The sequence below is a fragment of the Brevibacillus gelatini genome (assembly GCF_003710935.1).
In the GTDB taxonomy this organism is placed as follows: domain Bacteria; phylum Bacillota; class Bacilli; order Brevibacillales; family Brevibacillaceae; genus Brevibacillus; species Brevibacillus gelatini.
The window spans coordinates 1-23,425 of sequence record NZ_RHHS01000022.1; the positions used below are offsets into that span (position 1 = coordinate 1).

Here is a 23,425-nt window from a genome sequence, read left to right on the forward strand (position 1 = left end):
ACTAGCTAATGCGCCGCAGGCCCATCTCCCAGTGATAGCAAACGCCATCTTTCCTTTTCAGATCATGCGATCCAAAAACCTATCCGGTATTAGCATAAGTTTCCCTATGTTATCCCGGTCTGAGAGGCAGGTTGCCTACGTGTTACTCACCCGTCCGCCGCTAGGGTTCGAAAACCCTCGCTCGACTTGCATGTATTAGGCACGCCGCCAGCGTTCGTCCTGAGCCAGGATCAAACTCTCCAATAAAGTAGAAATTGAATCTGACATCAAGTAAAACACAAGCTTATCATTCACAGATGATTCTATCCGGTTTTCAAGGTGCATCTTTTTCCATTTTCGCTTCAAGTAGAGGCGACGTTTTTTAATATAGCATAGGCTAAAACCAAATGCAACAGGAAATTCTAAATAAGTTGGATAAAAAGATAGGTCTTTCGATATATTTTTGCATCCCAAACAGCCGATTAGAGCACCGGAAAGATCGTCCATACTAGAAGAAAAGCACAAGTCACATCGAACCGGGAGCCGACATGCTGCGAGCAATCAGTTACAACATCCACAGTGGCCGCGATCTCTGGTGGCGAAAACGTCTTGCCCAAATGGCTGACACACTGTCTCAATTGCAGCCGGACATCGTAGGCTTGCAGGAAGTCCATCAAAACAGCAAATACGGCTATCAAGCGCACTTTTTGGCAGAACGATTGCAATATCACCTTGTTTTTGCCCCATCCATCCCGCTCGGCGACGGACATTACGGAAATGCCTTGCTCTCCAAATATCCCCTCGAAAGCGTCCAGATCGTCCCGCTGCCAGCCAAGCGCGAGCAGCGGACGCTTTTGCAGGCTGTTTTCCAATGGAACGGGAAAAGCGTCTCTGCCTGGGTGACTCATTGCAGTCTGAATCAAGCCAGCCGTGCAGCGCAACTGCAGTTCCTCACTGAGCTTCTTGCCCGGAATAAGAATACTCCTGTTCTCCTCATGGGCGATTTCAACGCGGACAACGTGTCTTTCGCCCCTGCCCTGCAAGACTGCGCTCTCGTCTGCGGACAGGAGACAAAGCACACCCTCCCGGCCTTTCGCCGCCGTCTGGATTACATTTTTGCATCCAGCCATTGGGACATTCAGCAGTATGTCGTCTCTAGCGTTAACTGGTCCGATCACAAGCCGATCATTGTGGATGCGCGCCTGAAAGAACGCCAAGCTCGCGTAACACAAAATTTTTGACATCCACCAGCCGCGCCGGCAACGGGAACGGCTGACTTGCGCCTGCGATCACCAAAGGAATCAGCGAATCTCGCTTGTGCAAGGAACCGTGACTCCCTCCGCCGAGATGGGTAGGCGCGCATTCTGACAAAAATTCGTACCCTGGTGCCGCAGTCAGGATGACAACTGGTCCAGACTGCGCAAAGGCTGCTCCGTACAGCCGGGAAAACGCATCCGGATATGTATCGAAGGTCAGCACTTCTCCATCATACTGCACATCGAGCACGGACGGATCGCCGGCCATTCCCCACGAGCAGCCATAAATGTCACGATACTCAGCCCCGCGCCAAAAACTCAGCTCCTGCTTTGACCCTCCACGGCGAACGCTGATTTTTTCGCCATCCTTCCAGGCAATCAGGTCGATCCGCTCATCAACGCTAACCGCTTCGACAATAGCTGTCTGCTCCGTCCTGTTCACCGGATACAAAAAGCTCATCCGCTCATTATTGCAAATGACCACCTCTACTTCACTTGTCACCTCTTTCCCCAACTTATGCACACTAAATCCTGTAAGGAGAGCGTCCAATGAAATGTTGTGCTCCTCCCCTTCGCCGATTACGGTCTGGCCGTGGTCCGAGATCAGGATGCAGACGTTTCGCTCAAGCATTTGCTCCCAGGAGGCGAAGCTGTCCAGAAAGCGCACAAGCTGCTTGTCTACATCGGCCAGATGCAAAACGGCATTTTCCGGCGAGATGTGCAGCTTGTGATCGTTTTCAGGGAGGTAGACCAGAGTAAAATGAGGCTGCCTGCCGCTGCGAATGACTTCGATCAGGACGTCAATGGCGTACGTGTCGTTAATCCCGTAGCCCTCGAACACGGTTTGCGCCAGATTCCACGTAACCGGACGGAATATGTCCGGCCGAACCAGCGTGCCCATGCTCATCATCGTCGGGCCGCTAACTGTCTCGCGAAGCTGAAACGATGTGATCGCATCCAGTAAAGGCGGCATATGAACCTTGTGCCGCTTATGCCCGCGATGAGCAATGACATTGATCGACCCTGAGACGAGTTGGTGCTCTTCCAGCACTTCATGAATCGTTTTCACGTCTTTGCTAAGATGGCGCTCGTTCAAGTCAAACAACGCGTTGGTCGCGCATTGGGAAATGCCCAGCTTGCTGACCGGAATCGCGCCGTTGATGTAATTCACCATTTTTTTCTGCTCCGGATCATACCAGACCAGTCCAGGAACCTTGTGCTGATCCGGGTACACGCCCGTTATCAAAGAGCAGTCGATTGAAGCTGTCATCGTCGGAAACACGGTCACGCAGTCCGGGATATACTGGCCATGTTCCAGCAAAAAGCGCAACCCCGGCGCTTTGTTCGCAGCGATGCAACGCTCCAGCACATCCGGCATCATGGAGTCGATCAAAAAAAGAATTACCTTTTTCATCGGTCTGCCATCCTTCGTTCTTCATTAGTATCGCACCTGATAGTGTTCAGCTTCCGGCAGTCGGCTATTCTCAAAAGCTACAGAAAAACTTGGCTTCCTGCTTCCCGGAAAACGCTGCTGACAGGCAATCAAAAAAGGCCTCTGCTGGCTACGCGGCGAAATGCCACGGGCAGCAGAGGCCTTTTCTTTTCATCAGGAGGTGTACGTCAGGACCTGAACGCCATTCTTGCTTTGCAGCTTCAAGGCAGGGTGCTTTTGCAAATAAGGTGCCAGCTCCACATACTCTTTTTCCCCGATAGCAGGGTCTTTCAGCAAGTGCGACAAAATGGCGGCCCTGATTTGCAATCCGCCTGGCCCTTGCTTGAACAGCGGCTCCACTGTAGGGAACGGAACACCGTTGATTACCGTATCGCCATCCTCATCGCTCAATTCCCACTGGCGAACGTTCAAGGAATGGAGAGCTTCGACCACTTGTGCGCCGTAATCCTCTACCACAATATCCGGTGTGAGTCCGACGTGATTGACGACTGTATGCTTGGGCGTGAAATACTCGTTTAGCGTCAGCTTCAGCGCATCTCCCTCCGACAGCGGGATGACTTGCTGCGCGCTTCCTTTTCCATACGTCTTGGTGCCAATCAGCTTGGCAATGCCGTGATCGCGCAAAGCGCCAGACAAAAGCTCAGAGGCGGAGGCTGTTCCTCCGTTCACCAAAATCCGTACGGGGATGCCGATGTCTCGCCCGTTTCTGACCCATGTTTCCACTTCTACCCCGTTGCGGTTCATCGTGTACATAAGCAGACCGTCTTCCATGAACAGACTGGCAACATCCCGCGCAGTCGCCAAATACCCTCCACTGTTGTCGCGCAAATCAAGCACAAGCCCTTTCAACGGTTTTGGGGAGCGAGCGAATTCCTGCAGCTTGTCGCGCATTTGCAAAGCGCCCTCTGAACCAAATGTTTCGAGGCTGATATAGCCAATTGTCCCATCGGAAAACAACTGCCCTTCCGCTTCGGGCAGCGTCATCATCGCCCGTTTCAGCTTGACCTGCAGCTCACGCTTTTCAGCAGGTCGATAAACGGTCAGGACCGCTTCCGTTCCTTCCGCCCCCTTCAAGTAGGCGTAAGCTTCCTCGAAGGTTTTGTCTACCAGCGAAATCTCGTTGATCTTTTGCAACTGGTCCCCCCGCTTCAGGGCAGAGGCCGCAGCGGGAGAACCGGGAATGATTTCGCGAATTATCAAATGGTCGTTTTGCATCCGCAGACGAAAGCCGAACCCGACAAACTGATTCTCTACATCGGACTGGAACAGCCGCAGCTCGTCCGCTGTAAAAAAGACGCTGTGCGGATCATCAAGAGTCGAGAGCATGCCGTCAATGGCCCAGATGTTTATCGAAGACGCATCGAACCCGCTTCTTCCTTGCCACTCCGCAAGCCGTTGCACCAGCTCTTCCCATGTGTCGTCCTCCGCAGAGACGGCAAGCTGCAGCTTTTTGCGTTCCTTTGCCTGCTCGCTGACCGCTTGCAGCGCCCCTTTTACCAGCTGCGCCTCTTGCGGCTTGCTCAGATGGCTTTCCATGACATGCCAGAACACTTCCTCTGTTTTCTCGTACGGATTTTCTGCTGCCTGGACTGGTGCTTGCCACACCGATACGGCCAACAGGGCAGCCGCTAGCCATTGCCTAAACCGCTTCATGGAGTCACCCCTTTTCGCACTTCGTCAGGAATCGATAGTTTCACGTTGGCAGTATACTCGTACTGATCCGTACCGGAATACGCAACATATTCATCACTTTGGTACATCTCTTCATAGCGCCACGTATGCTTGACAATGCGATCGCTGGCCCGGTCAATGTAATACTTGTTTATGAACAGCGGCACACTTTTGACTTTACCGCGATCAAGCATCAGCGAGGCGGATTTTTCTTCGAGAGCGGCACCCGGTATCCACTCCGTGATGACATCAATCTCCCCGAACGATTGCTTGAAGTAGCGGGCACGCAAGCTCTTGGCACGCTCCGTTACCGGAAGGGCATTGACCCATTCATGCAAAAAGTCGAGCTTGTCCGTCTTGTGCTGCTCCCATTTTTGCGTTTCAGAGTCGTACGAGTATTGAATCTTTTTGCGACCGTCTGTATAGGCAGCCAGCTTGTCGGATACCAGCTTTTGCGGCGATTGGTAAAATCCGTTCAGCTTGCTGATCTGGCTGCGCTGGTCAACCTCCTGCGTATACTTGAAGGTGAACCCGCTGAGCACCGCTTCGCCTTTTACCTGATAGGAATCCGCATTGTCCAGACGGCGCAGCGAATAGCCAAGGTCGCTGACAATCGCAGCTTGCTCCTGCAAGGAAGCCATCTCCTGCTTCAAAAGCTTGCTGAGCTGCACCATCCGGCTGTCAGCAGCATTTGGCTTGACTGTCGCAAGCAGTGCTTCCGCTTCTTTCAGGCGTCCGTCCTGATACAAATAGTAGCAGGCGTTGAGCAATGCTTCCGGGTTTGTCGTGGCGAACTGCCTGTAGCGGTTCATCGCTTTTTCCGACTGTCCGCTTCTGATCTCCAGAGCACCAAGGTAGATGGCCAGCGCTTCCCACTCTTTGGACTCCGGCTTGACTTTTGGCTCGTAGGTACCCAAGCGCTCCAGCACCTTCGCGAACTGCTGCGGGTCACTTGCCCCGAGCTGCAGCGCCAGATCGTACACATTTGCGCTCAGCAGCCGCAGCGTATCGGGATCGATTACCTTGGTTGCAAAATAAGCGTCGATCGCCCGTATCGCTTCATCGAGGTTGGCGGAAATCTCTGTTTCCGGGTCCCAGCTCAGGTAATAATGCAGCCCGATCCGGTTGTCAAACGAGGTTTCCAGCAACTTGCGCAGCACCCGATACGTCTGCTCCGAGTCTTCGTGATCGCGAATCGCATCCACAGCTTCCACATATGCCTTTTCCTCTGTCGTTTTCCAAATCGTATAGGTTGCAAAATAAGGGAAAAGCTCCTCAATCTCCGGAACCATCGGAAACTTTTGACCATCGTAGTCCAACAGCGGCAGGATCGTGTCTTGCACCAGGTACGTAATCATGCGATCAGCTGCTGCTGCCGCTTCTCCCCGCTTCAACTTGTCTCCCCGATCGCCTTCCAGCCAGCCCCAAGCCTTGACTTCTTCCCACGCTTTTTCACTGTCCGTCGACATGGTGAACATCTGCATGAGCTTCGCCGCTTCTTCCTGGGTGATCGGCTGGTTCGGGTTCATTTTCTCTCCGGGAAAAATCTCCTGGATGGCATTGGGACCGTACAGTCTGTCCAAAACAACCGACACGCGCAGCGTCGGGTAGTACATCCATGTCAGACGGTCGACATCTTTATACGGAAGGTATGGCTCTTCAAAGCCTTCTCCTTTTGACCATTCGGCATGCTCGGATAAAAACGTCAGCGGATACAGTTGGTACTGCCCGCCGTTGTACAAACGATCAATCATCGCGACAAATTCAGCGCGGGTCATCTCCCGATTCGGATAAAACAGCGGAGCATCCGTGCCTGCTGCAAACAGCCCGGCCTGAACAGCGCGAACAATGGATGCTCTCGCCCAGTGCTGGCTAATGTCTTTGTAGGGCAGAAAGCCCCCGGCCGCCACGGCGACGCCAGGGGTGAACAAGGCGGCGACAAGCAATCCGCCAGTGAGCGTTCGAATTAGTTTTTGCACACAAAATCCTCCTACCATTCAACTGGACGGCAACGGCTCTGTTTGCCGAGGTTTTCCTTACACAAATTGAAACGGATCCGTGTGCACTTGAGAGGAAATGACTTCAGTATCGTAGCCGTTTGCTTTCAATTGCTCCAGCAAGTATTCCGCCAGTTTTTGCTTCATGATCTTTTCGATATTGTGTCCGGCATCGATGATGGAAAGCCCGTCAGCCTGCGCATCGTGGGCGGTATGATAGCCAATATCTCCTGTCAGGAAAACGTCTGCGCCCTGGAAGACCGCTTTGGAAACAAACGAGCTTCCGTCCCCGCCGACAACCGCTACTTTTTTGACTGCCGCATCCAGATCGCCTACGACGCGAAGCCCTTGCAGGGAAAAGCGCTCCTTGACCAGTTCTGCCAGTTCCCGCAGCGTCATCGGGGCAGGCAAATAACCGATGCGTCCGATCCCGTACGCCTTGCCGGACTGCTCCAGGCTGGTCATATCGTAGGCAACCTCTTCGTACGGATGGGCCGCAAGCATCGCTTTCAGCACAGCCGTTTGTCTGGAAGCAGGAACGACCATTTCGATGCGGACTTCCTCGACCGTCTCCAGCTTGCCTTGTGAGCCGATATGCGGATTGGTTCCTTCGCCCGGCAAAAAGGTGCCCGTCCCCTCTACCTGGAAGGAGCAGTGGCTGTAGTTGCCGACATGCCCGGCCCCCGCCTCAGCCATGGCCTGGAAAACGGCATCCTTGTGCGTGGACGGTACGAAGACGACGAGCTTTTTCCACGCTTCTCGCTGCAGCACATCGAGCACGTCTACATCGACAAGCCCGATCGCTTCTGCCAGCCAGTCATTCATGCCTCCCACCGCGACATCCAGATTCGTATGGGCGGTATAGACGGCAATGTCATGCTTTAGCAGCTTTTCAAAAACGCGCCCTGCCGGCAAATCGGTCCGCAGGTGCTTGAGCGGGCGATAAATGACCGCGTGGTGCGCGACGATCAGGTCAACACCTTCCGCAATCGCCTCGTCCACTACAGGCTCCAGCACATCGAGTGCGACCATGACTTTTTTTACTTTCTTTTGCAGCGTCCCGACATGCAGGCCGATTTTGTCACCTTCCATCGCCAAAGCTTTTGGCGCCAAACGCTCTACGTACTGAATTACTGTTTGTCCGTGCGCAAGCATGCAATCACCTCATCGATCCATTTTACTTCTTGTTCGATCTCCGCAATTCGCCGGGCAGCTTCCGGCTTGTCCGACCGTTGCAGCTGTCCCAGCACCTTTTGCCATTTTTCAGCTTCATTGCTCCATTTTTCCAGAAGAACTGCTGATTTTTCTTCCCAAAGGAACGGACCAATCCTCAGGAGATCTTCTTGCGGACGATCTTTGTTTTCATAAGGGACAGTGGGAACGCCCCGTTCTGCCACCAAAATTTCGTAAATAATGCCGTCTTCCTTCAAAATCGTTTCGGCTATCAATTGCCAGCCCTGGTTCAACAGCCAGCGGCGCACTGCCTCTTCCCCCACATTTGGTTGCAGAATCAGGCGCTGTACTCCTTCCAGTTTGGACTTGCCTTCCTCCAAAATGGTGACGATCAGCTGTCCGCCCATTCCCGCGATGCAGACAACGTCAGCTTCACCCGGCTCCAGCACGGCAAGACCGTTTCCTTTTCTGACAGACGCGCGGTCTTTTGCCTGCAAGGTATGTATTTGCTTTTTCGCCGCCTGATAAGGGCCTTCGTTCAACTCGCCGGCAATGACGAACGAAGCGATTCCTTTCACAAGCAAATAAGAAGCCAACAACGCATGATCCGACCCGATGTCGGCGACGCGGGCTCCTTCTGGACAGTAGCGGGCAATCGTTTGCAGCCGCTTGGAAATCGTTAATGATGTCATCTGTATGTTCACCTTCCGTTGCTTCTATTCTACCCTATTTACCAGCAATTGCGAAATGCAAATTACTTGACAGCAGCCGCGCAAAGAACGACAAAATCCTCGCCGAACGAGCAGCGAGGATTCCAAATGTTCAAAAAGTTGTCAGCAGCCGATTTCCCTTGCAATGACGTTGCGCAAAATTTCCGAGGTGCCTTCGCCGATTTCCAGCAGACGCGCATCGCGGAAAAAGCGTTCCACCTGATATTCGCGCATATAGCCGTAACCCCCGTGGATTTGAATCGCCTGATGGGTGGCAGACATCGCAACTTCCGAAGCGTACAGCTTAGCCATCGCCGCTTCTTTGGTGAATTTGCGTCCGTGATCCTTGAGCCAGGCTGCCTTGTACACCATCGTCCGAGCCAGCTCAATCTGCATGGCCATGTCAGCCAGCTTGTGCTGAATCGCCTGGAAACGGCTCAACGAATTACCGAAAGCTGTCCGTTGCTTGGCGTATTGCAGCGCCTTGTCGTAAGCAGCCTGTGCGATTCCCACTGCCATCGCCCCGATGCCGATGCGCCCGCCATCGAGCGTAATCAGAAACTGCTTGAAGCCTTCACCGCGTTTTCCGAGCATGTTTTCTTCCGGCACGCGGACGTTTTCCAGGATCAGCTCTGTCGTATTGGAGCTATGCAAGCCGAGCTTTTCGTAATTGGCCAGCACACTGAAGCCCGGCGCATCTGTCGGGACGATAAAGGCGGAAATTCCTCTCGATCCCTTGTCTTTGTCCGTGACAGCGGTCAATGCCAGAAACGAAGCGTAGGAAGCGTTCGTAATAAAACATTTGGAGCCGTTGATGACCCACTCCTGGTCGGTCCAGACGGCCGTCGTCTTCGTACCGCCTGCATCCGAACCGGCGTTTGGTTCCGTCAAGCCAAATGCCCCAAAGCTTTCACCGGAACAGATTTTGCTCAAGTATTTGCGCTTTTGCTCTTCCGTACCGAAGAGGTGAATCGGAGCGCCACCGAGTGAAATGTGCGCCGAGTACGTAATGCCTGTCGAGCCGCAAGCACGGCTGAGTTCTTCGACGACAATGGCAAAGCTTGTCGTGTCAGATCCACCGCCGCCGTACTCTTCCGGAAAAGGCAAGCCCATCAGATTGAGATCGCTCATCTGCTTGAATATTTCGACAGGAAATTGCTTGGTGCGGTCCCGTTCATCCGCGCCAGGCGCCACGACCTCATCGGCAAACTCCCGCATCATTTTTTTGAGCATTTGCTGTTCAACCGTCAAATCAAAGTTCATGGTTAGCTACCCCCTTGAAAGCGCTTTAGTTTAGAAACGACAAGACATGCAGTATTATGACTGAGCGTTTGTTCAGAATACTGCTTCCATTATACACCACGAAAGGCTGGATTGTATCTTTTTTACGAAAAAAAAACACGCCTATCGTTGGCGTGCTCCTGTGAGGATCGCTCCCAAAAAAGCCAGAGCGCCCAATATGTATCCGATGTAGTATGTTTCGACTCCCATCAACTGAGCAGCCGTCTCTCCCCCCAGGAAGACGGCTGCCAGCAGGATGCCGATCAATACCTTCCATTTGCTATCCATTTTCCTCACCTCAATCTCTCTTTGCTCATTGTAACAAATCGGGCAGGCGAACAAAATGGGGCTGCCTTACAGTCTGAGCCATGTGTACCAGTAGCCGCGCGTAAAAAAGAACAACGCAGATGCTAAAAACACCTTGATGAACAGAAGCAACTGGATAATGTCCCTTTTCGCCTGGGCAATATACAGCGCCTGGATCTCCGCGCCAAAAAAGGAGATGAGTCCGCACACCGCGAAAACCCCTGCCCACTTCGGATTGCCATTGTGCATTAAAAAGCCGAGTCCGGTCAGCAGGCATGCGAGCGGTACCCAGTACAGCTCCGATTTCCACCACGCATAGTCCTCCCCTACTCGCTGCACCGTCGCAAATCCGTACAAAATCGCCAGGCCGAGCATCCCGCAATAAAGCAAGTAGGCGTATCCAAACAGAAAGGCACTTGCGCACAACAGCAGGCAAATGAAGCCCAAATACAAGAGGACTAGCGGCATGGAGCCGTTCAGCTTCTGAATGCAATACATTCCTCCCGCAATCAGCAGAATAAAGGAAAGCATGAGAAACAAATGCGTCAATGGCGGGGAGTGACGGCGAAAGCCGAATCCCAGAATGTAGAAAACAAGAGCGAAACAGGCAAAGATGGCAATTTGCATTGGGGTCGTAAAACGGTTAAAATGAAAAGCAAGCAAGATCAAACCAGCGATTACAAAGGCGCCAAGGAGCCAGGTCATTACCATTTTGCCCGTAATCGGAGCTACTTGTCTGGTTGCGTAGCCGTAAGCGGTCGATGCTGACGAGTTGCTTGTCGAAACCCCTGCTCCCGCTCCAAACGTCGCATCCGTTCGCTTCCCTTCTCCCCTGCCTGCGGATGCCGTAGGACTCGTATTTGGCCGATCCCCTTCTGTATACAGGTTTAACAGGAAAATGCAGTAATGTTCAGGCAGCAGGTGATTGCGCCGCCAGTTTTCGATTTCGGCTATGATGGTTCGCTTGCGCTGGTCGTCCAACCCGGCCCCTCCTTACTCGTGACAGGAAATGATATGGAAAATGAAAAGCCTACGTCGGCTAAAACGTAGGCCTCATACACCTTATATCGGCTATTCCAGGAAATCTTTTAAGCGTTTGCTTCTGCTCGGATGACGAAGTTTTCGCAGCGCTTTTGCTTCGATCTGACGAATGCGCTCACGCGTTACGCCAAACACTTTGCCAACTTCCTCCAACGTGCGCGTACGGCCGTCATCGAGACCAAAGCGCAGGCGAAGGACGTTTTCTTCCCGATCCGTCAAAGTGTCCAGTACGTCTTCGAGCTGTTCTTTCAAAAGCTCATACGCCGCAGCATCCGAAGGTTCCAGCGCGTCCTGATCTTCGATGAAATCGCCCAGGTGGGAGTCGTCTTCTTCCCCGATTGGCGTCTCCAAAGAAACAGGCTCTTGCGCAATCTTCATGATTTCTCGAACCTTTTCCGGGGTCAGATCCATTTTTTCCGCGATTTCCTCCGGCATCGGCTCGCGTCCCAGTTCCTGGAGAAGCTGTCTGGAGACACGAATCAGCTTGTTGATCGTTTCCACCATATGCACCGGAATCCGAATGGTCCGCGCCTGGTCGGCAATTGCACGAGTAATCGCCTGGCGAATCCACCATGTCGCGTACGTACTGAACTTGTATCCTTTGCGGTAGTCAAACTTTTCCACCGCTTTAATCAGACCCATGTTCCCTTCCTGAATCAGATCGAGGAACAGCATGCCGCGACCTACATAACGCTTGGCAATAGATACAACCAGTCGCAGGTTGGCCTCAGCCAGTCTTCTTTTCGCTTCCTCATCACCCTGTTCAATACGCTGGGCCAGCTTAATCTCCTCTTCAGCGGAGAGCAGAGGAACACGACCAATTTCTTTCAAGTACATCCGTACGGGGTCATTGATCTTAATTCCAGGTGGAACGGAGAGATCGTCAAAGTCGAATTCTTCGTGGTCCTCATCCTTCATAATCATTTCATCGACTTCATCATCGTCATGCTCATTGTTGTTGATCTCGATACCTTGATCGCCCAGGTACTCAAAAAACTCATCCATCTGATCCGAATCCTGCTCAAATCCTGCCAGACGATCCGTAATTTCCTTGTACGACAAAACGCCGCGTTTCTTGCCTAATTCGACCAACTGTTCCTTCACTTGTTCAATGGACATTGCTTCCATGTCAGAAGTGATGTTTTGCTTGTTCATCTACTTTCCCTCCTTCCCCGGGAATGATCTGAAGCTACCCTTCTTTTAAAGCATTTTCCAATTCAAGAATCTTCATCCCTGTTAAGGCAGCTTGAATTTCCAGTTGTTTGCGCGCATCCTCGCTGTCCGCTGCGGCCGCTTGGAGGTGTAAGCTCCGCTGCTCTTCGCGCAATCGTTCCAACTCGGCACGCTTCGGGTAGTTATTCACTTGTTTGATGTAGTCACCGATCTCTAAATCGGATACGTCTTCCTTGCACTCCATCATGGCCAATCCCGAGGCTAATTGCTTTAACAAATCGTCTTGCACGTAATGGATGAACCCTCCAGGGTCTTCCGGGTTTCCCTCTGCGTAGTAGGCGTACAGGTAGGCTGCCAGCGCGGCGTGTTCGTCCACCTGAAAGCGGGCGCTGCATTCCTCCTGAACGCGGGCGGCTATCTCCTGATTCCGCATCATGTAGTACAACAGCATGCGTTCAGCCGTGTAGTAAGCAGGCGGCAGTGATTTCGCAAGCGTAACTTTGCCATTATTTATACTATTATTCCATCCTTGCGACACTTTATCCCTTTGCTGCTCACTTTTTTGCTGTTTGTAAACGCGCTTGGACTCCCACTTGAGATCACTGAGTGACAGGGAGTATTCATCCGCCAATTGCCGCAAATACATATCCCGTTCGACCGGGCTTTTCAGCTCGTTGATGATTTCCACGGCCTTGGCAATCAACCGGGCCTTGTCCGTTTCATCATGTATTACGATCTGGCTTCGCAAATGTTTCAGGCGAAAAGCAGTAATCGGCATCGCCTGCAACAAAACCTGCTGCGAAAAGGCTTCAACCCCGTGCTGGCGTATGTATTCATCGGGGTCGACTCCCTGCGGCAAAGGAGCTACCCGAACGATGAGACCCGCCTGCTGCAATATGCGGCTCGCCTTGCTGGTCGCCTCCTGGCCAGCATGATCTCCGTCATAGCAAAGCACAACCGAATCGACATTGCGCCGAATCATTTTGGCCTGCTGCTCGGTCAGAGCGGTGCCCAGCGTGGCGATTCCTTGGGGAAAACCCGCCTGCCATGCCGATATGACATCGACATACCCTTCAAACAACAATGCCTGCTTCCTCTTTCTAATATACGGACGGGCACGGTGAAGGTTGAACAGGGTGGCGCTTTTGTTAAACAAAAGGCTTTCCGGGCTGTTTAGATACTTGGGTTGAGACTTCGGCTTTGAGCCGTCCAACAGGCGGCCGCCGAATCCGATGACATTTCCCTGGGTGTCGTGGATCGGGAACATGATCCGTCCCCGAAAGCGATCGAACACTTTGCCCCCATCGCTTTTCGCCAAGAGGCCGGCCTCCACCATCAGCTCCTGGGAAAACTGCCGTTTGGCTAAAAACTGCGTCACAAAATCCCAGGAGTCGGGCGCAAAGCCGATCTGAAACTCGGCAATCGTCTGCCTGGACACTCCGCGCCGTTCGAGGTACTTCATCGCCTCCACGCCATATGGCGTCTCCGTCAGCACGTAGTGGTACAGCTGTGACACAAGCTGATGCGCTTTTTGCATGGCTTGCTTGGCGCGTTTTTCAGGAGATTCCTCTGCCTGGTGTGTCTGGGGCATTGCGATTCCGGCTCGCTCCGCCAATTTGTGCAGCGCCTCCGGGAACGTCAACTGCTCCATTTTCATTAAAAAGGAAAAGACATCCCCGCCTGCTCCGCATCCAAAGCAATGAAAAAACTGTCGCTCTGCATTCACATTGAAGGAAGGGCTCTTTTCAGAGTGAAACGGACATAGACCGAGAAAGGCACGACCGCTTTTTCTCAGTTGAACGTACTCTCCTACAACGTCTACGATGTCGACAGCGGCACGCACTTGATTCACAAAATCATCTGAAGTGGGACCAGTCATGTCTTTCCACCTTTTTAGGAGAATCGCACGATGAGATTATTTAGTTCGTCAAAATTCGTCAAATTCCTTCTTCGTCTAAAACTTCTTTTCTTCTTTTCTACTTTTCCACATTTCCGCGAGCAATAAACGCTGTTGCGCTCCATGTATGAAAAGCTTCCGCTACTCGTTTTCTACAAAAGTCGCCAAGTTCCTTCTTTTGGCCTATTTCCTTGCATCGCGGAGTTTGTTTTTGCGAATCATCTCCAGGATGATGTTGGCTGTTTCCTCCACAGCCTTGTTTGACACGTCGATGACCATACAGCCCAGCCGGTCAATAATCCGCTTGGAGTAGGCCAGCTCTTCCGCAATCCGGTCGAGATTGGCGTAATTGGCTTGCGCCGTCAAGCCGAGCGCTTTCAACCGTTCGGTGCGGATGCCGTTCAACTGCTCCGGATTGATGGTCAGCCCGACACAGCGCTCTGGCGGCAGCTGGAACAACTCTTCCGGCGGCTCCACCTCGGGGACGAGCGGGACGTTCGCTACCTTCAGTCGCTTGTTTGCCAAATACATGGAAAGCGGAGTCTTGGAGGTGCGCGATACCCCGATCAGCACCACGTCTGCACGCAAAAGTCCGCGCGGATCACGCCCGTCATCGTATTTGACGGCAAACTCGATGGCGTCCACCTTGCGGAAGTATTCCTCGTCCAGCCGACGAACCAGCCCCGGCTTGCCTGTCGGCGGCTCCTTGAGCATGCCCTGCAGTGTTTGCATGAGCGGTCCCATCACATCAATCGCGGGAATGCCGTGCAGGGCTGCTTGCTGGGTAATGTAGGCGTTCAGTTCAGGGATGACCAGCGTAAAGACGATCATCGCTTTCGATTCCTTGGCAGAGGCGATAATTTCGTCGATGGATTCCTTGTCTTCTATGTAGGGATACTTTTGCACATCAAACAAAAAACGGTCAAATTGGCTGGCTCCAGCGCGAACGACCAACTCGGCCGTTTCGCCGATGGAGTCCGACACCACGTAGATGAGCTGTCCTTGTTGTTTACCTTGCATCCATTTTCCTCCTACACTTTCGGCTCGCTGCCCAGTTCTACAAATGCTTTGGCGATCGTCGTTTTCGTTACCCGTCCCACCAGCTCCATCTGCTTCGGATCTTCGTCACTGGCGCGTACAACAGGCAAAGAGTCGATCTGGAAATCGATCAGCTTCTTTGCTGCCGCATACAAGGTTTCGTCCGGCCCACAGGTGATGATATTCGGCATTCGCGACATGATGATGCTGACGGGTACATCCTCCAGCGACTTGTTGCCGAGCGACGCGCGCAAAAGATCCTTGCGTGAGATGACGCCAGCCAAATACCCTTTTTGATTGACAACGAACAACGTCCCGACATCCTCCAGAAAGAGGGTAACGATTGCATCGTAAGCGGAGGCGGACTCGGAAACTACGATTGGCACAGCCTTGTAGTCATTGACAATAAGCTTGTGAAGCCGTTCACTAATGACGGAGCTTGCAGGTCGGCCAGCATAAAAATACCCGACCCGAGGTCTGGCTTCTAAATAACCCGACATGGTGAGGATGGAAAGATCAGGGCGCAACGTAGCGCGAGTCAGATTGAGGCGCTCGGCGATATGCTCCCCTGTAATCGGTCCGTCATCCTTCACTATCTGTAAGATTTGCTCTTGACGCTTGGTAAGCTCGATGACCAATCACCCCGGTTCTGTCTTTACCTCTTCCTAGTATTACTCTATTCGACCGGATATTCCTTCTTTCGCGCGGAAAAAAGGTGCCCCCGTCCTTTTTTTAGACGGAGGCACTCTGCCTATTTGGCTTTTTTACGCAAACACAATTTTGGCAAAGTCGGCGTAGCCGTTCAACAGACGGGAGATGCGAAGCAGCAAGCCCAGACGATTGGCGCGAACTGCCTGATCTTCGGCCATGACCATGACCTTGTCGAAAAAGCCCTGAATCGGCTCGCAAAGCGTCGAGAGCGTCGCCAAAATTTTCTCCTGATCGGCAAGCCCTTGCACTTCGCTCGCAACAGACTGGTAAGCCTGATACAGTTTGCGCTCGGCTTCTTCGGCAAACAACGCTTCGTTCACGCTGTCCGCTTCCGCTTTTTGCGCCAGATTGTTCACCCGGGTGAACTGCTCGACAATCAGCTTGAAGTCTTCGGCCGCAACCGTTGCCATCAGGGCCTTCGCTTTTGCCAGCACGTCAGGCACCTGCGTCAAGTCTGCGTTCAGCACGGCATCCACCACATCGTAGCGGACTCCGTTTTCCTGCAGGACGTTTTTCAGGCGCAGTGCGAAGAAGTCGACCAGGTCCTTTTTCACTTCTTCCACGGTGCGCTTTTGTACGCCCTGTGCCGCATAGCCTTCGAGCGCCGCATCCCACAGTTCGTCCAAAGACAGCTGCCAGTTGCGCTCCAGCAAAATGGCGACGATTCCCGCCGCCATCCGGCGCAGGCCGTACGGGTCTTGGGAGCCTGTCGGCACGATGCCGATGGAGAAGCAGCCGACGATCGTGTCGAGTTTGTCCGCCATGCTCGCGATCGCACCCTGGGCAGAAGCCGGCATGAGGTCTCCGGCAAAGCGAGGCAGATAGTGTTCAAACACGCCGCGCGCCACGAGGTCGGATTCTCCTGCCTTGCGGGCGTAATCCTCACCCATGATGCCTTGCAGCTCAGGGAATTCGCCTACCATGTTCGTCACGAGGTCAAACTTGGCGATTTCCGCGATGCGGTCTACTTGCTTCGCCTCTTCCGCACTTACGCCGAGCTTGCTTGCGATCAGCCCTGCCGTTTTGCGGACGCGGCGCACCTTGTCGCCAATCGTTCCCAGTTCCTCGTGGAAGACGATTGTCTCCAGACGCTTCAGGCAGCTCTCGATGGACAGCTTCTGGTCCTCGACATAGAAGAAGCGGGCGTCAGAAAGACGGGCACGCAGCACTTTTTCGTTTCCTTTTGCCACGTTTTCCAGTGCGCGGCTGTCGCCGTTGCGCACGGTGACGAAGTGACTGAGCAGTTGGCCCTGTGCGTTTTCCACCGGGAAGTAGCGCTGATGCTCGCGCATGGAGGTGACCAGAACTTCACGCGGAATTGTCAAAAATTCCTCTTCGAACGTGCCGTAGAGCGCTGTCGGATATTCGACGAGGTGAACGACCTCATCAAGCAGTCCTTCGTCCATTGGAATTTTCCAGCCGTGCTCCTGCTCCAGACGGCGGATTTGCTCCACGATCATCGCCCTGCGTTCGTTCGGATCGACAATGACGTGCTGCTCGGCCAGCTTGCTCACGTACTCGCTTGGATTGTTCAGCGTCACTTCCGTGCCCAGGAAGCGATGGCCGCGGGAGACGCGACCGCTTTTGACGCCTGCAATCTCCAGCTCGATCAACTCTTCGCCAAACAGGGCAACGAGCCAGCGAATCGGACGAACGTATTTCAAATCTCTTGCGCCCCAGCGCATGTTTTTCGGAAAGCTCATGCCTGCAATCACATCAGAGAGCTGCGGCAAGATTTCCGTCGTCGCCTTGCCTGTCTCCGCTTTTCTCGCATGCACGTATTCCACGCCGTTTACTTCCTTGAAGTACAGGTCGTTCGGGTCGACATTGTTGCTGCGCGCAAAGCCGAGCGCTGCCTTGGACCAGTTGCCCGCTTCGTCCAGGGCGATTTTCTTTGCCGGACCTTTTGCTTCGTCGTTGCGATCCGGCTGTTTTTCTGCAAGCCCCTGGATCAGCAAGGCGAAACGGCGCGGCGTTTCCAGCGCAGTAATCTGTTCAAATGGCAAACGTTCTGCCGTCAGCCATTTCTCCACTTTTTCCTTCAATTGCGATGCTGCCAGTGCGACAAAACGCGCTGGCATTTCTTCCAGACCAACTTCTACGAGCAAATCGCGTTTACTCATTTGTATCCTCTCCCTTCACCTGTGCCGTCTGTTCCTGTTGGGCGTCCTCTTTTTTCAGCAGCGGGAAGCCGAGACGCTCGCGCTCCGCGTAGTACGTTTGCGCCACTTCGCGCGACAGGTTGCGGACGCGGGCAATATAGCCTGTACGCTCGGTCACGCTGATCGCGCCGCGTGCATCCAGCAGGTTGAACGTATGCGAGCATTTCAGCACGTAGTCGTACGCCGGGTAGACGAGACGCTCCTTCATCAGCCGTTTTGCTTCGGCTTCGTATGTGTTGTAGAGGGTAAACAGCATGTCCGTGTCAGACAGCTCGAACGTGTATTTGGAGTGTTCGTACTCAGGCTGCAGGAACACGTCTCCATACGTGTAGCCGTTGCACCATTCCAGCTCGAACACATTTTCCTTTTCCTGAATGTAGGAAGCCAGCCGCTCCAGACCATACGTCAGCTCGACTGCTACCGGCTTGCACTCCAGACCGCCGACTTGCTGGAAGTAGGTGAACTGGGTGATTTCCATCCCGTCCAGCCAAACCTCCCAGCCGAGTCCCCATGCGCCCAGACCCGGATGCTCCCAGTTGTCTTCCACGAAGCGGATGTCGTGCTCCAGTGGCTCGATGCCAAGTTCACGCAAACTTTCCAGGTACAGTTCCTGGATGTTGTCCGGCGACGGCTTCATGATGACCTGGAACTGGTGGTGCTGGTACAGGCGATTCGGGTTTTCCCCATAGCGGCCATCCGCCGGGCGACGGGAAGGCTCGACATAGGCGACATTCCACGGCTCCGGACCGATGGAGCGCAAAAATGTCATCGGGTTGAGTGTCCCTGCCCCTTTTTCCACGTCGTACGGCTGCACGATCAGGCAATTTTGCTTCGCCCAAAAGTTTTGCAGCGTCAAAATGATGTCTTGAAATGTCATTTTCATGCTTTTTCCTCCTCCAAAAATAAAACCTCCCGCCCGCTACACTGTTGCGAAACGCTACAGTGTAGGGACGAGAGGATTCTCGCGGTTCCACCCTACTTGGCGAAAAAGTTCTTCGCCCACCTTGTCAAGACACAATTGCTCCGGAACGCCCTTCATCGGCATGGTGACCGGGCTTGCACCGTCCCCGGTTCGCTACTGGCACACAGTGGCCGACTACTCCTTTCCTTCATGGCAACACTCGGTATGTAAGTTTGCTACTTATCATAGCGAAAAGAAAATGGGATGTCAATCAGTCGCTGTCCGGCTGGGCCATCCTTTCCATTCGCTCCAGCTGTTCCAGAAATGCGCGACTTTTCAGCCGCAGATCGAGATGCTCATCCATGAAGCCGCGGATAACGCGCTTAAGCTGGCTGCGCGTCGCCGGCTTCACCTCGATCTCGCCGAGCCGCTCCAAATCGAAGACCTGGAACAGCCGCAAAAGCTTCCAGGTAGAAGGCGTAACCGCCAAGGCATACGGATCAAAAGGCTGACAGGAAGGACACAACAGTCCCCCCTGTGACACGCTGATCGCGTACGGCTCCCGCTGCTGTCCGCAGTTCGCGCAAGCTGACAGCTGCGGGGAGATTCCGGCTACGATCAGCATCTTCGTCTCGAAAATCCGGCAAAGAATTTCCGGGTCCACTCCTTCATCCAGGTAGCGAAACGTCTGAAGGAGCAACTGGAACAAAAAAGGATTCGGCTCCCGCTCGTGTGTCAAACGATCCAAAAGCTCCGCTATGTAAGCGGCATAAGCCGTCGCAGTGAGGCTCTGCCGCATATCCCGAAACGAATCCAGTATGTCTCCCTGTGACAAATCAGGCATTCCTGCTCCGGGCCCTGCTTTGCACAGAAAGTAGCCGTGTGAAAACAACTGGGAGACGGCGGCAAGACGGCTTTTGGTCTTTTTGGCACCACGCGCCATCACGCCAAGCTTGCCGTTCTCCCGGGTAAACAACGTCACCACTTTGCTGGACTCGCCGTAGTCCACGCTGCGAATGACAATCCCTTCCCACTTTACAAGCATGCCTGCGAGTCACCCAATTCTTCTTGGGCGAGATCAGGCAGAGCTTCTTCTGCGGAGCTGTCTGCCTGATGGTGATCGCGATAGAGAAGGTAAGCATGGATGTCACCGGTTGAAGCGAAAACTCTCCAAGAAAAGTCACGAAGCATGGTGCATCATCCTTTCCTGTATCGGGTCTATCCACTTCCTTCTTAGAATCACCTGCGCCCGTTTTTCTATGCCTTGGAAAAATTAACACGAATGAAAACGAAGCACTTTGTCCCGTCTATTCTTCGTCGTAAAAGCCAAAGTTGCGCAACATGCGCTCCTGGTTGCGCCAGTCCTTTTTCACCTTGATCCACAGTTCCAGGAACACTTGATCGCCCATCAAACGCTCGATGTCTTTACGCGCCCGTCGGCCGATCTCCTTGAGCATCTGGCCTTTTTGCCCGATCAGAATCCCGCGCTGCGAATCGCGTTCTACATAGATCGCGGCGTAAATGTACAGCGTTTTCCCGTTTTCGCCGCGCTTCATCTCTTCTACGACGACCGCGATCGAGTGCGGCACTTCCTCGCGTGTCAGATGCAACACTTTTTCCCGAATCAGCTCCGCTACGACAAAGCGCTCCGGGTGATCGGTCACTTGATCGGCCGGGTAGAACATCGGGCCTTCTTCCATTTCGCCCATGATCGCCTCGGTCAGCGCGCCGGTGTTGTTGCCTTCCAGCGCGGAGATTGGAACGATCTGCTTGAAATCATACAACTTGCGGTAATCGTCGATAATCGGCAGCAAAGCTTCCGGATGAACCTTGTCGATTTTGTTGATGACCAAAAATACTGGCGTCTTCACTTGCTTCAAGCGTTCGATGATGTAATCGTCGCCTGCGCCGCGCTTTTCCGTCGCGTCGACTACAAACAGCACGAGATCGACTTCGTTCAACGTGTTTTCCGCAACCGACACCATGTAGTTGCCCAGCTTGGACTGAGGCTTGTGAATTCCCGGCGTGTCGAGGAAGATGATCTGCCCTTCTTCCGTCGTATGCACAGCGGTAATTTTGTTGCGCGTCGTTTGCGGCTTGTTCGACATGATCGCGATCTTGTGGCCGACGATGTGATTGAGCAGCGTCGATTTGCCCACGTTCGGTCTGCCGACAATCGAAACAAACCCTGATTTGAATGACTTTTTGGTCTTGCGGTTATCCACGTAAATCCTCCTTGGAAAATGCCCCTGGCAACAGGGCAGATACTGTCGTTTCCTCTACGTCACCTTTGAGGTTGGTCAAATATACCGGCATGTCCGGCGGGCAAAGCTCGGCGATCACCTGGCGGCAAGCGCCGCACGGAGATACCGGCCCCGGCGTGTCTGCTGCCACTGCGAGCGCCTTGTATGTACGATCCCGCTCGGAAAACGCTTTGAACAGGGCGGTCCGCTCCGCGCAGTTGCACAGCGAGTACGCGGCATTTTCGATGTTGCCGCCCAGGTAGACTTTGCCGCTCTCACACAGCAGCGCGGCTCCCACCTGAAACCTGGAGTACGGCACGTACGCCAGCTCCCTTGCTTCGATGGCTTTCGCCAGTAACGCTTGTTTATCCATTCTCATCATTCCTCTTGTTCGTAGTCTCTACCACGATTTTTCACGAATTGCAAAAAAGGGCGCCTGCCCCCCTCACGAAGAGACGACAAGAGACCAGACTTCATGGCCTCCCAAAAAGGCTCGTCCGGTCTATTGTATCGACGGGGCTTCGGCAAGTCCTGCTGGGGGATGCGACCTTCTAGCCCGCTATTTTTTGCAGCAAACGCGGCCCGAAGACAGCGATGCCGATCACGACAGACAAAATCGCTGCCACCAGCACAGCCCCTGCGCACGCGTCCTTGGCGATTTTCGCTTTTTCGTGCCAGTCTGGCGAGGCGAGATCGACAACTGCTTCTACAGCCGTATTCGCCAGCTCCAGCGAAAAGACAAGGCCGATAGAAAAAAAGACCAGCAAAACATCGCTGCGGGGAATGTGCAGCCACCATGCCGCCACCAGTACGATTACAGCAGCGGCTACGTGGATTTGCATGTTTCGCTGTGTCTTTACGGTATGCCCGATTCCTTGCAAGGCGCAGCCGAAGCTTTTCGCCAATCTCCGGAATTCCTTCAACGTGATCTCCTACCTCGTCAAGCCGATTTGCTCCAACACTTTTTCTTGACGGGAAAACATTTCTTTCTCCTCTTCCGGCGTGCCGTGGTCGTAGCCGAGCAGATGGAGAAAGCCATGCACAGCGAGAAAGCCCAGCTCCCTTTCAAAGGAGTGGCCGTAATCCTCAGCTTGCTCACGCGCTTTTTGCACCGAGATGATGATGTCTCCCAGCATGTTCGGAATTTCGTCCGCTTCGCCCTCGTCGAAGAAGATTTCCATTTCGCCCTCCCCTTGTTCATTCATGGCAAAGGACAAAACGTCTGTCGGACGATCCACGCCGCGATAGTCGCGGTTCAGCTCGTGAATCCGCTCGTTCGTGACCAGCGTAACGACTACTTCTCCCTGCACGTCCTCCAGCTTTGCGCATGCTTCGAGACAGTCGGTCAGCAGTTTTTGCAGGCTTTCATCAAGCGGTTCGATTTCTTCATGGAGGATTTCTACAGATAGCACAGATAAACAATCTCCTTTTTTACAAACGCGATTTATCAATAGCCGTGATCGACTTCTTCCTTGGCATAGGCAGCGATAATTTTTTGCACCAGGCTGTGTCGCACGACATCTCCTTCCTGGAATTGAATGAAGGCGATATCCGGAATCCGGTTCAAAATCCGCTCTGCTTCCCGCAGCCCGGACTTTTTGCCTTTGGGCAGGTCAACCTGTGTCACGTCACCCGTGATGACCATTTTGGACCCGAACCCAAGCCTGGTCAAAAACATTTTCATTTGCTCGGGAGTGGTGTTTTGCGCCTCGTCCAAAATGACGAACGAGTCTTCCAGTGTACGACCGCGCATGTACGCAAGCGGAGCGACTTCAATCAGTCCGCGCTCCATCATCTTGGCCACCTGCTCGTTGCCGAGCATGTCATACAAGGCATCGTAGAGCGGACGCAGATACGGGTCTACCTTTTCCTGCAGATCGCCAGGCAAAAATCCAAGGCTTTCCCCCGCTTCTACAGCCGGTCTGGTAAGAACGATCCGTTTGACACGTCCATTTTTCAACGCGGTTACGGCTGTGACCACCGCCAAATACGTTTTCCCCGTTCCGGCAGGCCCGATTCCGAAGACGATGTCGTGCTTCTTGATCGCCGACAAATAGTGACGCTGGCCGAGTGTTTTGGCCCGGATCACCTTTCCGCGCTGGGTACGTGCCACTTCCTCATCATAAACATCCAGCAGCTGCGCTCCATCTCCCCGGCCAACGAGCATCATCGCATACGAAATGTCGCGCTCGGACAGTGGAATGCCCCTGCGAATGAGCTGCAGCAAAATGCCAATCAGCTCCGTCAGCTTATCCACTTCCGGCTTGTCGCCGCTAATGACCAATTCGCCTTCGCGGGTCATGATTCGGGCAGGACTTTTTTCCTCGATCAGTTTTAGGTACGCGTCGTGTGGTCCAAACAACAGCAGGGCCTCAGATGCGTCTGAAAACGGGATTCTTACCTCATCTTGTACGTGCAACAGGCTTCCATCTC

Annotated in this window: 22 protein-coding genes and 1 rRNA gene; 1 reads left to right on the plus strand and 22 read right to left on the minus strand. The window is 53.4% G+C overall.

The features are described 5' to 3' along the window. Nucleotides 1–246 (minus strand): 16S ribosomal RNA (locus tag EDM57_RS09735); the annotation flags it as partial. Between the two features lie 281 nt (nt 247–527). Here EDM57_RS09735 and EDM57_RS09740 point away from each other — a divergent pair. After that, nucleotides 528–1,220 carry an endonuclease/exonuclease/phosphatase family protein gene (locus tag EDM57_RS09740; RefSeq protein WP_211338233.1) on the plus strand — a complete coding sequence of 231 codons (693 nt, stop codon included), beginning with the start codon at nt 528–530 and terminating at the stop codon, nt 1,218–1,220. Here the strand turns inward: EDM57_RS09740 and EDM57_RS09745 are convergent. From EDM57_RS09745 to EDM57_RS09840, 21 genes are all read right to left on the minus strand, one after another. Next, a complete protein-coding gene (locus EDM57_RS09745) occupies nt 1,165–2,649 on the minus strand; it encodes an alkaline phosphatase family protein (RefSeq protein WP_122904575.1) in 1,485 nt (494 codons plus the stop codon). The genes EDM57_RS09740 and EDM57_RS09745 overlap by 56 nt on opposite strands. Before the next feature lie 192 nt (nt 2,650–2,841). Further along, entirely contained in the window at nt 2,842–4,341 is a 1,500-nt protein-coding gene (locus tag EDM57_RS09750) for a S41 family peptidase (protein ID WP_122904576.1), read from the minus strand. Continuing rightward, on the minus strand, nt 4,338–6,338 hold the full coding sequence (locus EDM57_RS09755) for an S-layer homology domain-containing protein (RefSeq protein ID WP_122904577.1): 2,001 nt from the start codon (nt 6,336–6,338) through the stop codon (nt 4,338–4,340). Before EDM57_RS09755 ends, EDM57_RS09750 begins: the two co-directional genes overlap by 4 nt. 57 nt (nt 6,339–6,395) lie before the next feature. Further along, on the minus strand, nt 6,396–7,511 hold the full coding sequence (locus tag EDM57_RS09760) for a Nif3-like dinuclear metal center hexameric protein (RefSeq protein ID WP_122904578.1): 1,116 nt from the start codon (nt 7,509–7,511) through the stop codon (nt 6,396–6,398). Then, nucleotides 7,487–8,221: a tRNA (adenine(22)-N(1))-methyltransferase gene (locus EDM57_RS09765; RefSeq protein WP_122904579.1), complete on the minus strand. Its 735-nt coding sequence runs from the start codon at nt 8,219–8,221 to the stop codon at nt 7,487–7,489. The genes EDM57_RS09760 and EDM57_RS09765 overlap by 25 nt, the downstream gene beginning before the upstream one ends. Nucleotides 8,222–8,362: 141 nt before the next feature. After that, nucleotides 8,363–9,502, minus strand: coding sequence for an acyl-CoA dehydrogenase (locus EDM57_RS09770; RefSeq protein WP_122904580.1), 1,140 nt, complete (start codon nt 9,500–9,502; stop codon nt 8,363–8,365). A gap of 141 nt (nt 9,503–9,643) precedes the next feature. Continuing rightward, nucleotides 9,644–9,808 (minus strand): hypothetical protein, encoded by a 165-nt coding sequence (locus EDM57_RS23280; RefSeq protein WP_170163421.1) that lies wholly within the window; start codon nt 9,806–9,808, stop codon nt 9,644–9,646. A gap of 66 nt (nt 9,809–9,874) precedes the next feature. Further along, a complete protein-coding gene (locus EDM57_RS09775; RefSeq protein ID WP_122904581.1) occupies nt 9,875–10,807 on the minus strand; it encodes a hypothetical protein in 933 nt (310 codons plus the stop codon). Nucleotides 10,808–10,897: 90 nt separating this feature from the next. Further along, nucleotides 10,898–12,022, minus strand: a complete 1,125-nt coding sequence (rpoD, locus tag EDM57_RS09780; RefSeq protein ID WP_122904582.1) for an RNA polymerase sigma factor RpoD — start codon at nt 12,020–12,022, stop codon at nt 10,898–10,900. A gap of 34 nt (nt 12,023–12,056) precedes the next feature. Next, on the minus strand, nt 12,057–13,919 hold the full coding sequence (dnaG, locus tag EDM57_RS09785) for a DNA primase (protein ID WP_122904583.1): 1,863 nt from the start codon (nt 13,917–13,919) through the stop codon (nt 12,057–12,059). Nucleotides 13,920–14,120: 201 nt separating this feature from the next. Next, nucleotides 14,121–14,957, minus strand: coding sequence for a pyruvate, water dikinase regulatory protein (locus tag EDM57_RS09790; protein WP_122904584.1), 837 nt, complete (start codon nt 14,955–14,957; stop codon nt 14,121–14,123). Nucleotides 14,958–14,968: 11 nt separating this feature from the next. Beyond that, nucleotides 14,969–15,613, minus strand: a complete 645-nt coding sequence (gene ccpN / locus EDM57_RS09795) for a transcriptional regulator CcpN (RefSeq protein WP_122904585.1) — start codon at nt 15,611–15,613, stop codon at nt 14,969–14,971. A gap of 126 nt (nt 15,614–15,739) precedes the next feature. Beyond that, a complete protein-coding gene (gene glyS, locus EDM57_RS09800; protein WP_122904586.1) occupies nt 15,740–17,809 on the minus strand; it encodes a glycine--tRNA ligase subunit beta in 2,070 nt (689 codons plus the stop codon). After that, the gene (gene glyQ / locus EDM57_RS09805) at nt 17,802–18,731 is read right to left on the minus strand and encodes a glycine--tRNA ligase subunit alpha (protein WP_122904587.1); all 930 of its coding nucleotides are present in this window, start codon (nt 18,729–18,731) and stop codon (nt 17,802–17,804) included. The genes glyS and glyQ overlap by 8 nt, the downstream gene beginning before the upstream one ends. 289 nt (nt 18,732–19,020) lie before the next feature. Next, a complete protein-coding gene (gene recO / locus EDM57_RS09810; RefSeq protein ID WP_122904588.1) occupies nt 19,021–19,794 on the minus strand; it encodes a DNA repair protein RecO in 774 nt (257 codons plus the stop codon). Then, entirely contained in the window at nt 19,785–19,940 is a 156-nt protein-coding gene (locus tag EDM57_RS09815; RefSeq protein ID WP_122904589.1) for a YqzL family protein, read from the minus strand. The genes recO and EDM57_RS09815 overlap by 10 nt, the downstream gene beginning before the upstream one ends. 116 nt (nt 19,941–20,056) lie before the next feature. Continuing rightward, nucleotides 20,057–20,974 (minus strand): GTPase Era, encoded by a 918-nt coding sequence (era, locus tag EDM57_RS09820; RefSeq protein WP_122904590.1) that lies wholly within the window; start codon nt 20,972–20,974, stop codon nt 20,057–20,059. After that, nucleotides 20,967–21,365 (minus strand): cytidine deaminase, encoded by a 399-nt coding sequence (gene cdd, locus EDM57_RS09825; protein ID WP_122904591.1) that lies wholly within the window; start codon nt 21,363–21,365, stop codon nt 20,967–20,969. The genes era and cdd overlap by 8 nt, the downstream gene beginning before the upstream one ends. A 178-nt stretch (nt 21,366–21,543) precedes the next feature. Beyond that, nucleotides 21,544–21,915 (minus strand): diacylglycerol kinase family protein, encoded by a 372-nt coding sequence (locus EDM57_RS09830; protein ID WP_122904592.1) that lies wholly within the window; start codon nt 21,913–21,915, stop codon nt 21,544–21,546. 9 nt (nt 21,916–21,924) lie between these two features. Further along, nucleotides 21,925–22,404, minus strand: coding sequence for an rRNA maturation RNase YbeY (ybeY, locus tag EDM57_RS09835; RefSeq protein ID WP_122904593.1), 480 nt, complete (start codon nt 22,402–22,404; stop codon nt 21,925–21,927). Between the two features lie 35 nt (nt 22,405–22,439). Continuing rightward, the gene (locus EDM57_RS09840; protein WP_122904594.1) at nt 22,440–23,411 is read right to left on the minus strand and encodes a PhoH family protein; all 972 of its coding nucleotides are present in this window, start codon (nt 23,409–23,411) and stop codon (nt 22,440–22,442) included. Nucleotides 23,412–23,425: the final 14 nt, after the last annotated feature.

What these genes read in the sequence shown, in the direction of transcription:
- dnaG (WP_122904583.1), bottom strand. Translation starts at nt 13,919, where the DNA reads ATGACTGGTCCCACTTCAGATGATTTTGTGAATCAAGTGCGTGCCGCT.
- EDM57_RS09760 (WP_122904578.1), bottom strand. Translation starts at nt 7,511, where the DNA reads ATGCTTGCGCACGGACAAACAGTAATTCAGTACGTAGAGCGTTTGGCG.
- EDM57_RS09745 (WP_122904575.1), bottom strand. Translation starts at nt 2,649, where the DNA reads ATGAAAAAGGTAATTCTTTTTTTGATCGACTCCATGATGCCGGATGTG.
- EDM57_RS09750 (WP_122904576.1), bottom strand. Translation starts at nt 4,341, where the DNA reads ATGAAGCGGTTTAGGCAATGGCTAGCGGCTGCCCTGTTGGCCGTATCG.
- rpoD (WP_122904582.1), bottom strand. Translation starts at nt 12,022, where the DNA reads ATGAACAAGCAAAACATCACTTCTGACATGGAAGCAATGTCCATTGAA.
- EDM57_RS09770 (WP_122904580.1), bottom strand. Translation starts at nt 9,502, where the DNA reads ATGAACTTTGATTTGACGGTTGAACAGCAAATGCTCAAAAAAATGATG.
- glyS (WP_122904586.1), bottom strand. Translation starts at nt 17,809, where the DNA reads ATGAGTAAACGCGATTTGCTCGTAGAAGTTGGTCTGGAAGAAATGCCA.
- EDM57_RS09765 (WP_122904579.1), bottom strand. Translation starts at nt 8,221, where the DNA reads ATGACATCATTAACGATTTCCAAGCGGCTGCAAACGATTGCCCGCTAC.
- cdd (WP_122904591.1), bottom strand. Translation starts at nt 21,365, where the DNA reads ATGGATAAACAAGCGTTACTGGCGAAAGCCATCGAAGCAAGGGAGCTG.
- EDM57_RS09740 (WP_211338233.1), top strand. Translation starts at nt 528, where the DNA reads ATGCTGCGAGCAATCAGTTACAACATCCACAGTGGCCGCGATCTCTGG.
- recO (WP_122904588.1), bottom strand. Translation starts at nt 19,794, where the DNA reads ATGCTTGTAAAGTGGGAAGGGATTGTCATTCGCAGCGTGGACTACGGC.
- glyQ (WP_122904587.1), bottom strand. Translation starts at nt 18,731, where the DNA reads ATGAAAATGACATTTCAAGACATCATTTTGACGCTGCAAAACTTTTGG.
- EDM57_RS23280 (WP_170163421.1), bottom strand. Translation starts at nt 9,808, where the DNA reads ATGGATAGCAAATGGAAGGTATTGATCGGCATCCTGCTGGCAGCCGTC.
- EDM57_RS09790 (WP_122904584.1), bottom strand. Translation starts at nt 14,957, where the DNA reads ATGCAAGGTAAACAACAAGGACAGCTCATCTACGTGGTGTCGGACTCC.
- EDM57_RS09815 (WP_122904589.1), bottom strand. Translation starts at nt 19,940, where the DNA reads ATGCTTCGTGACTTTTCTTGGAGAGTTTTCGCTTCAACCGGTGACATC.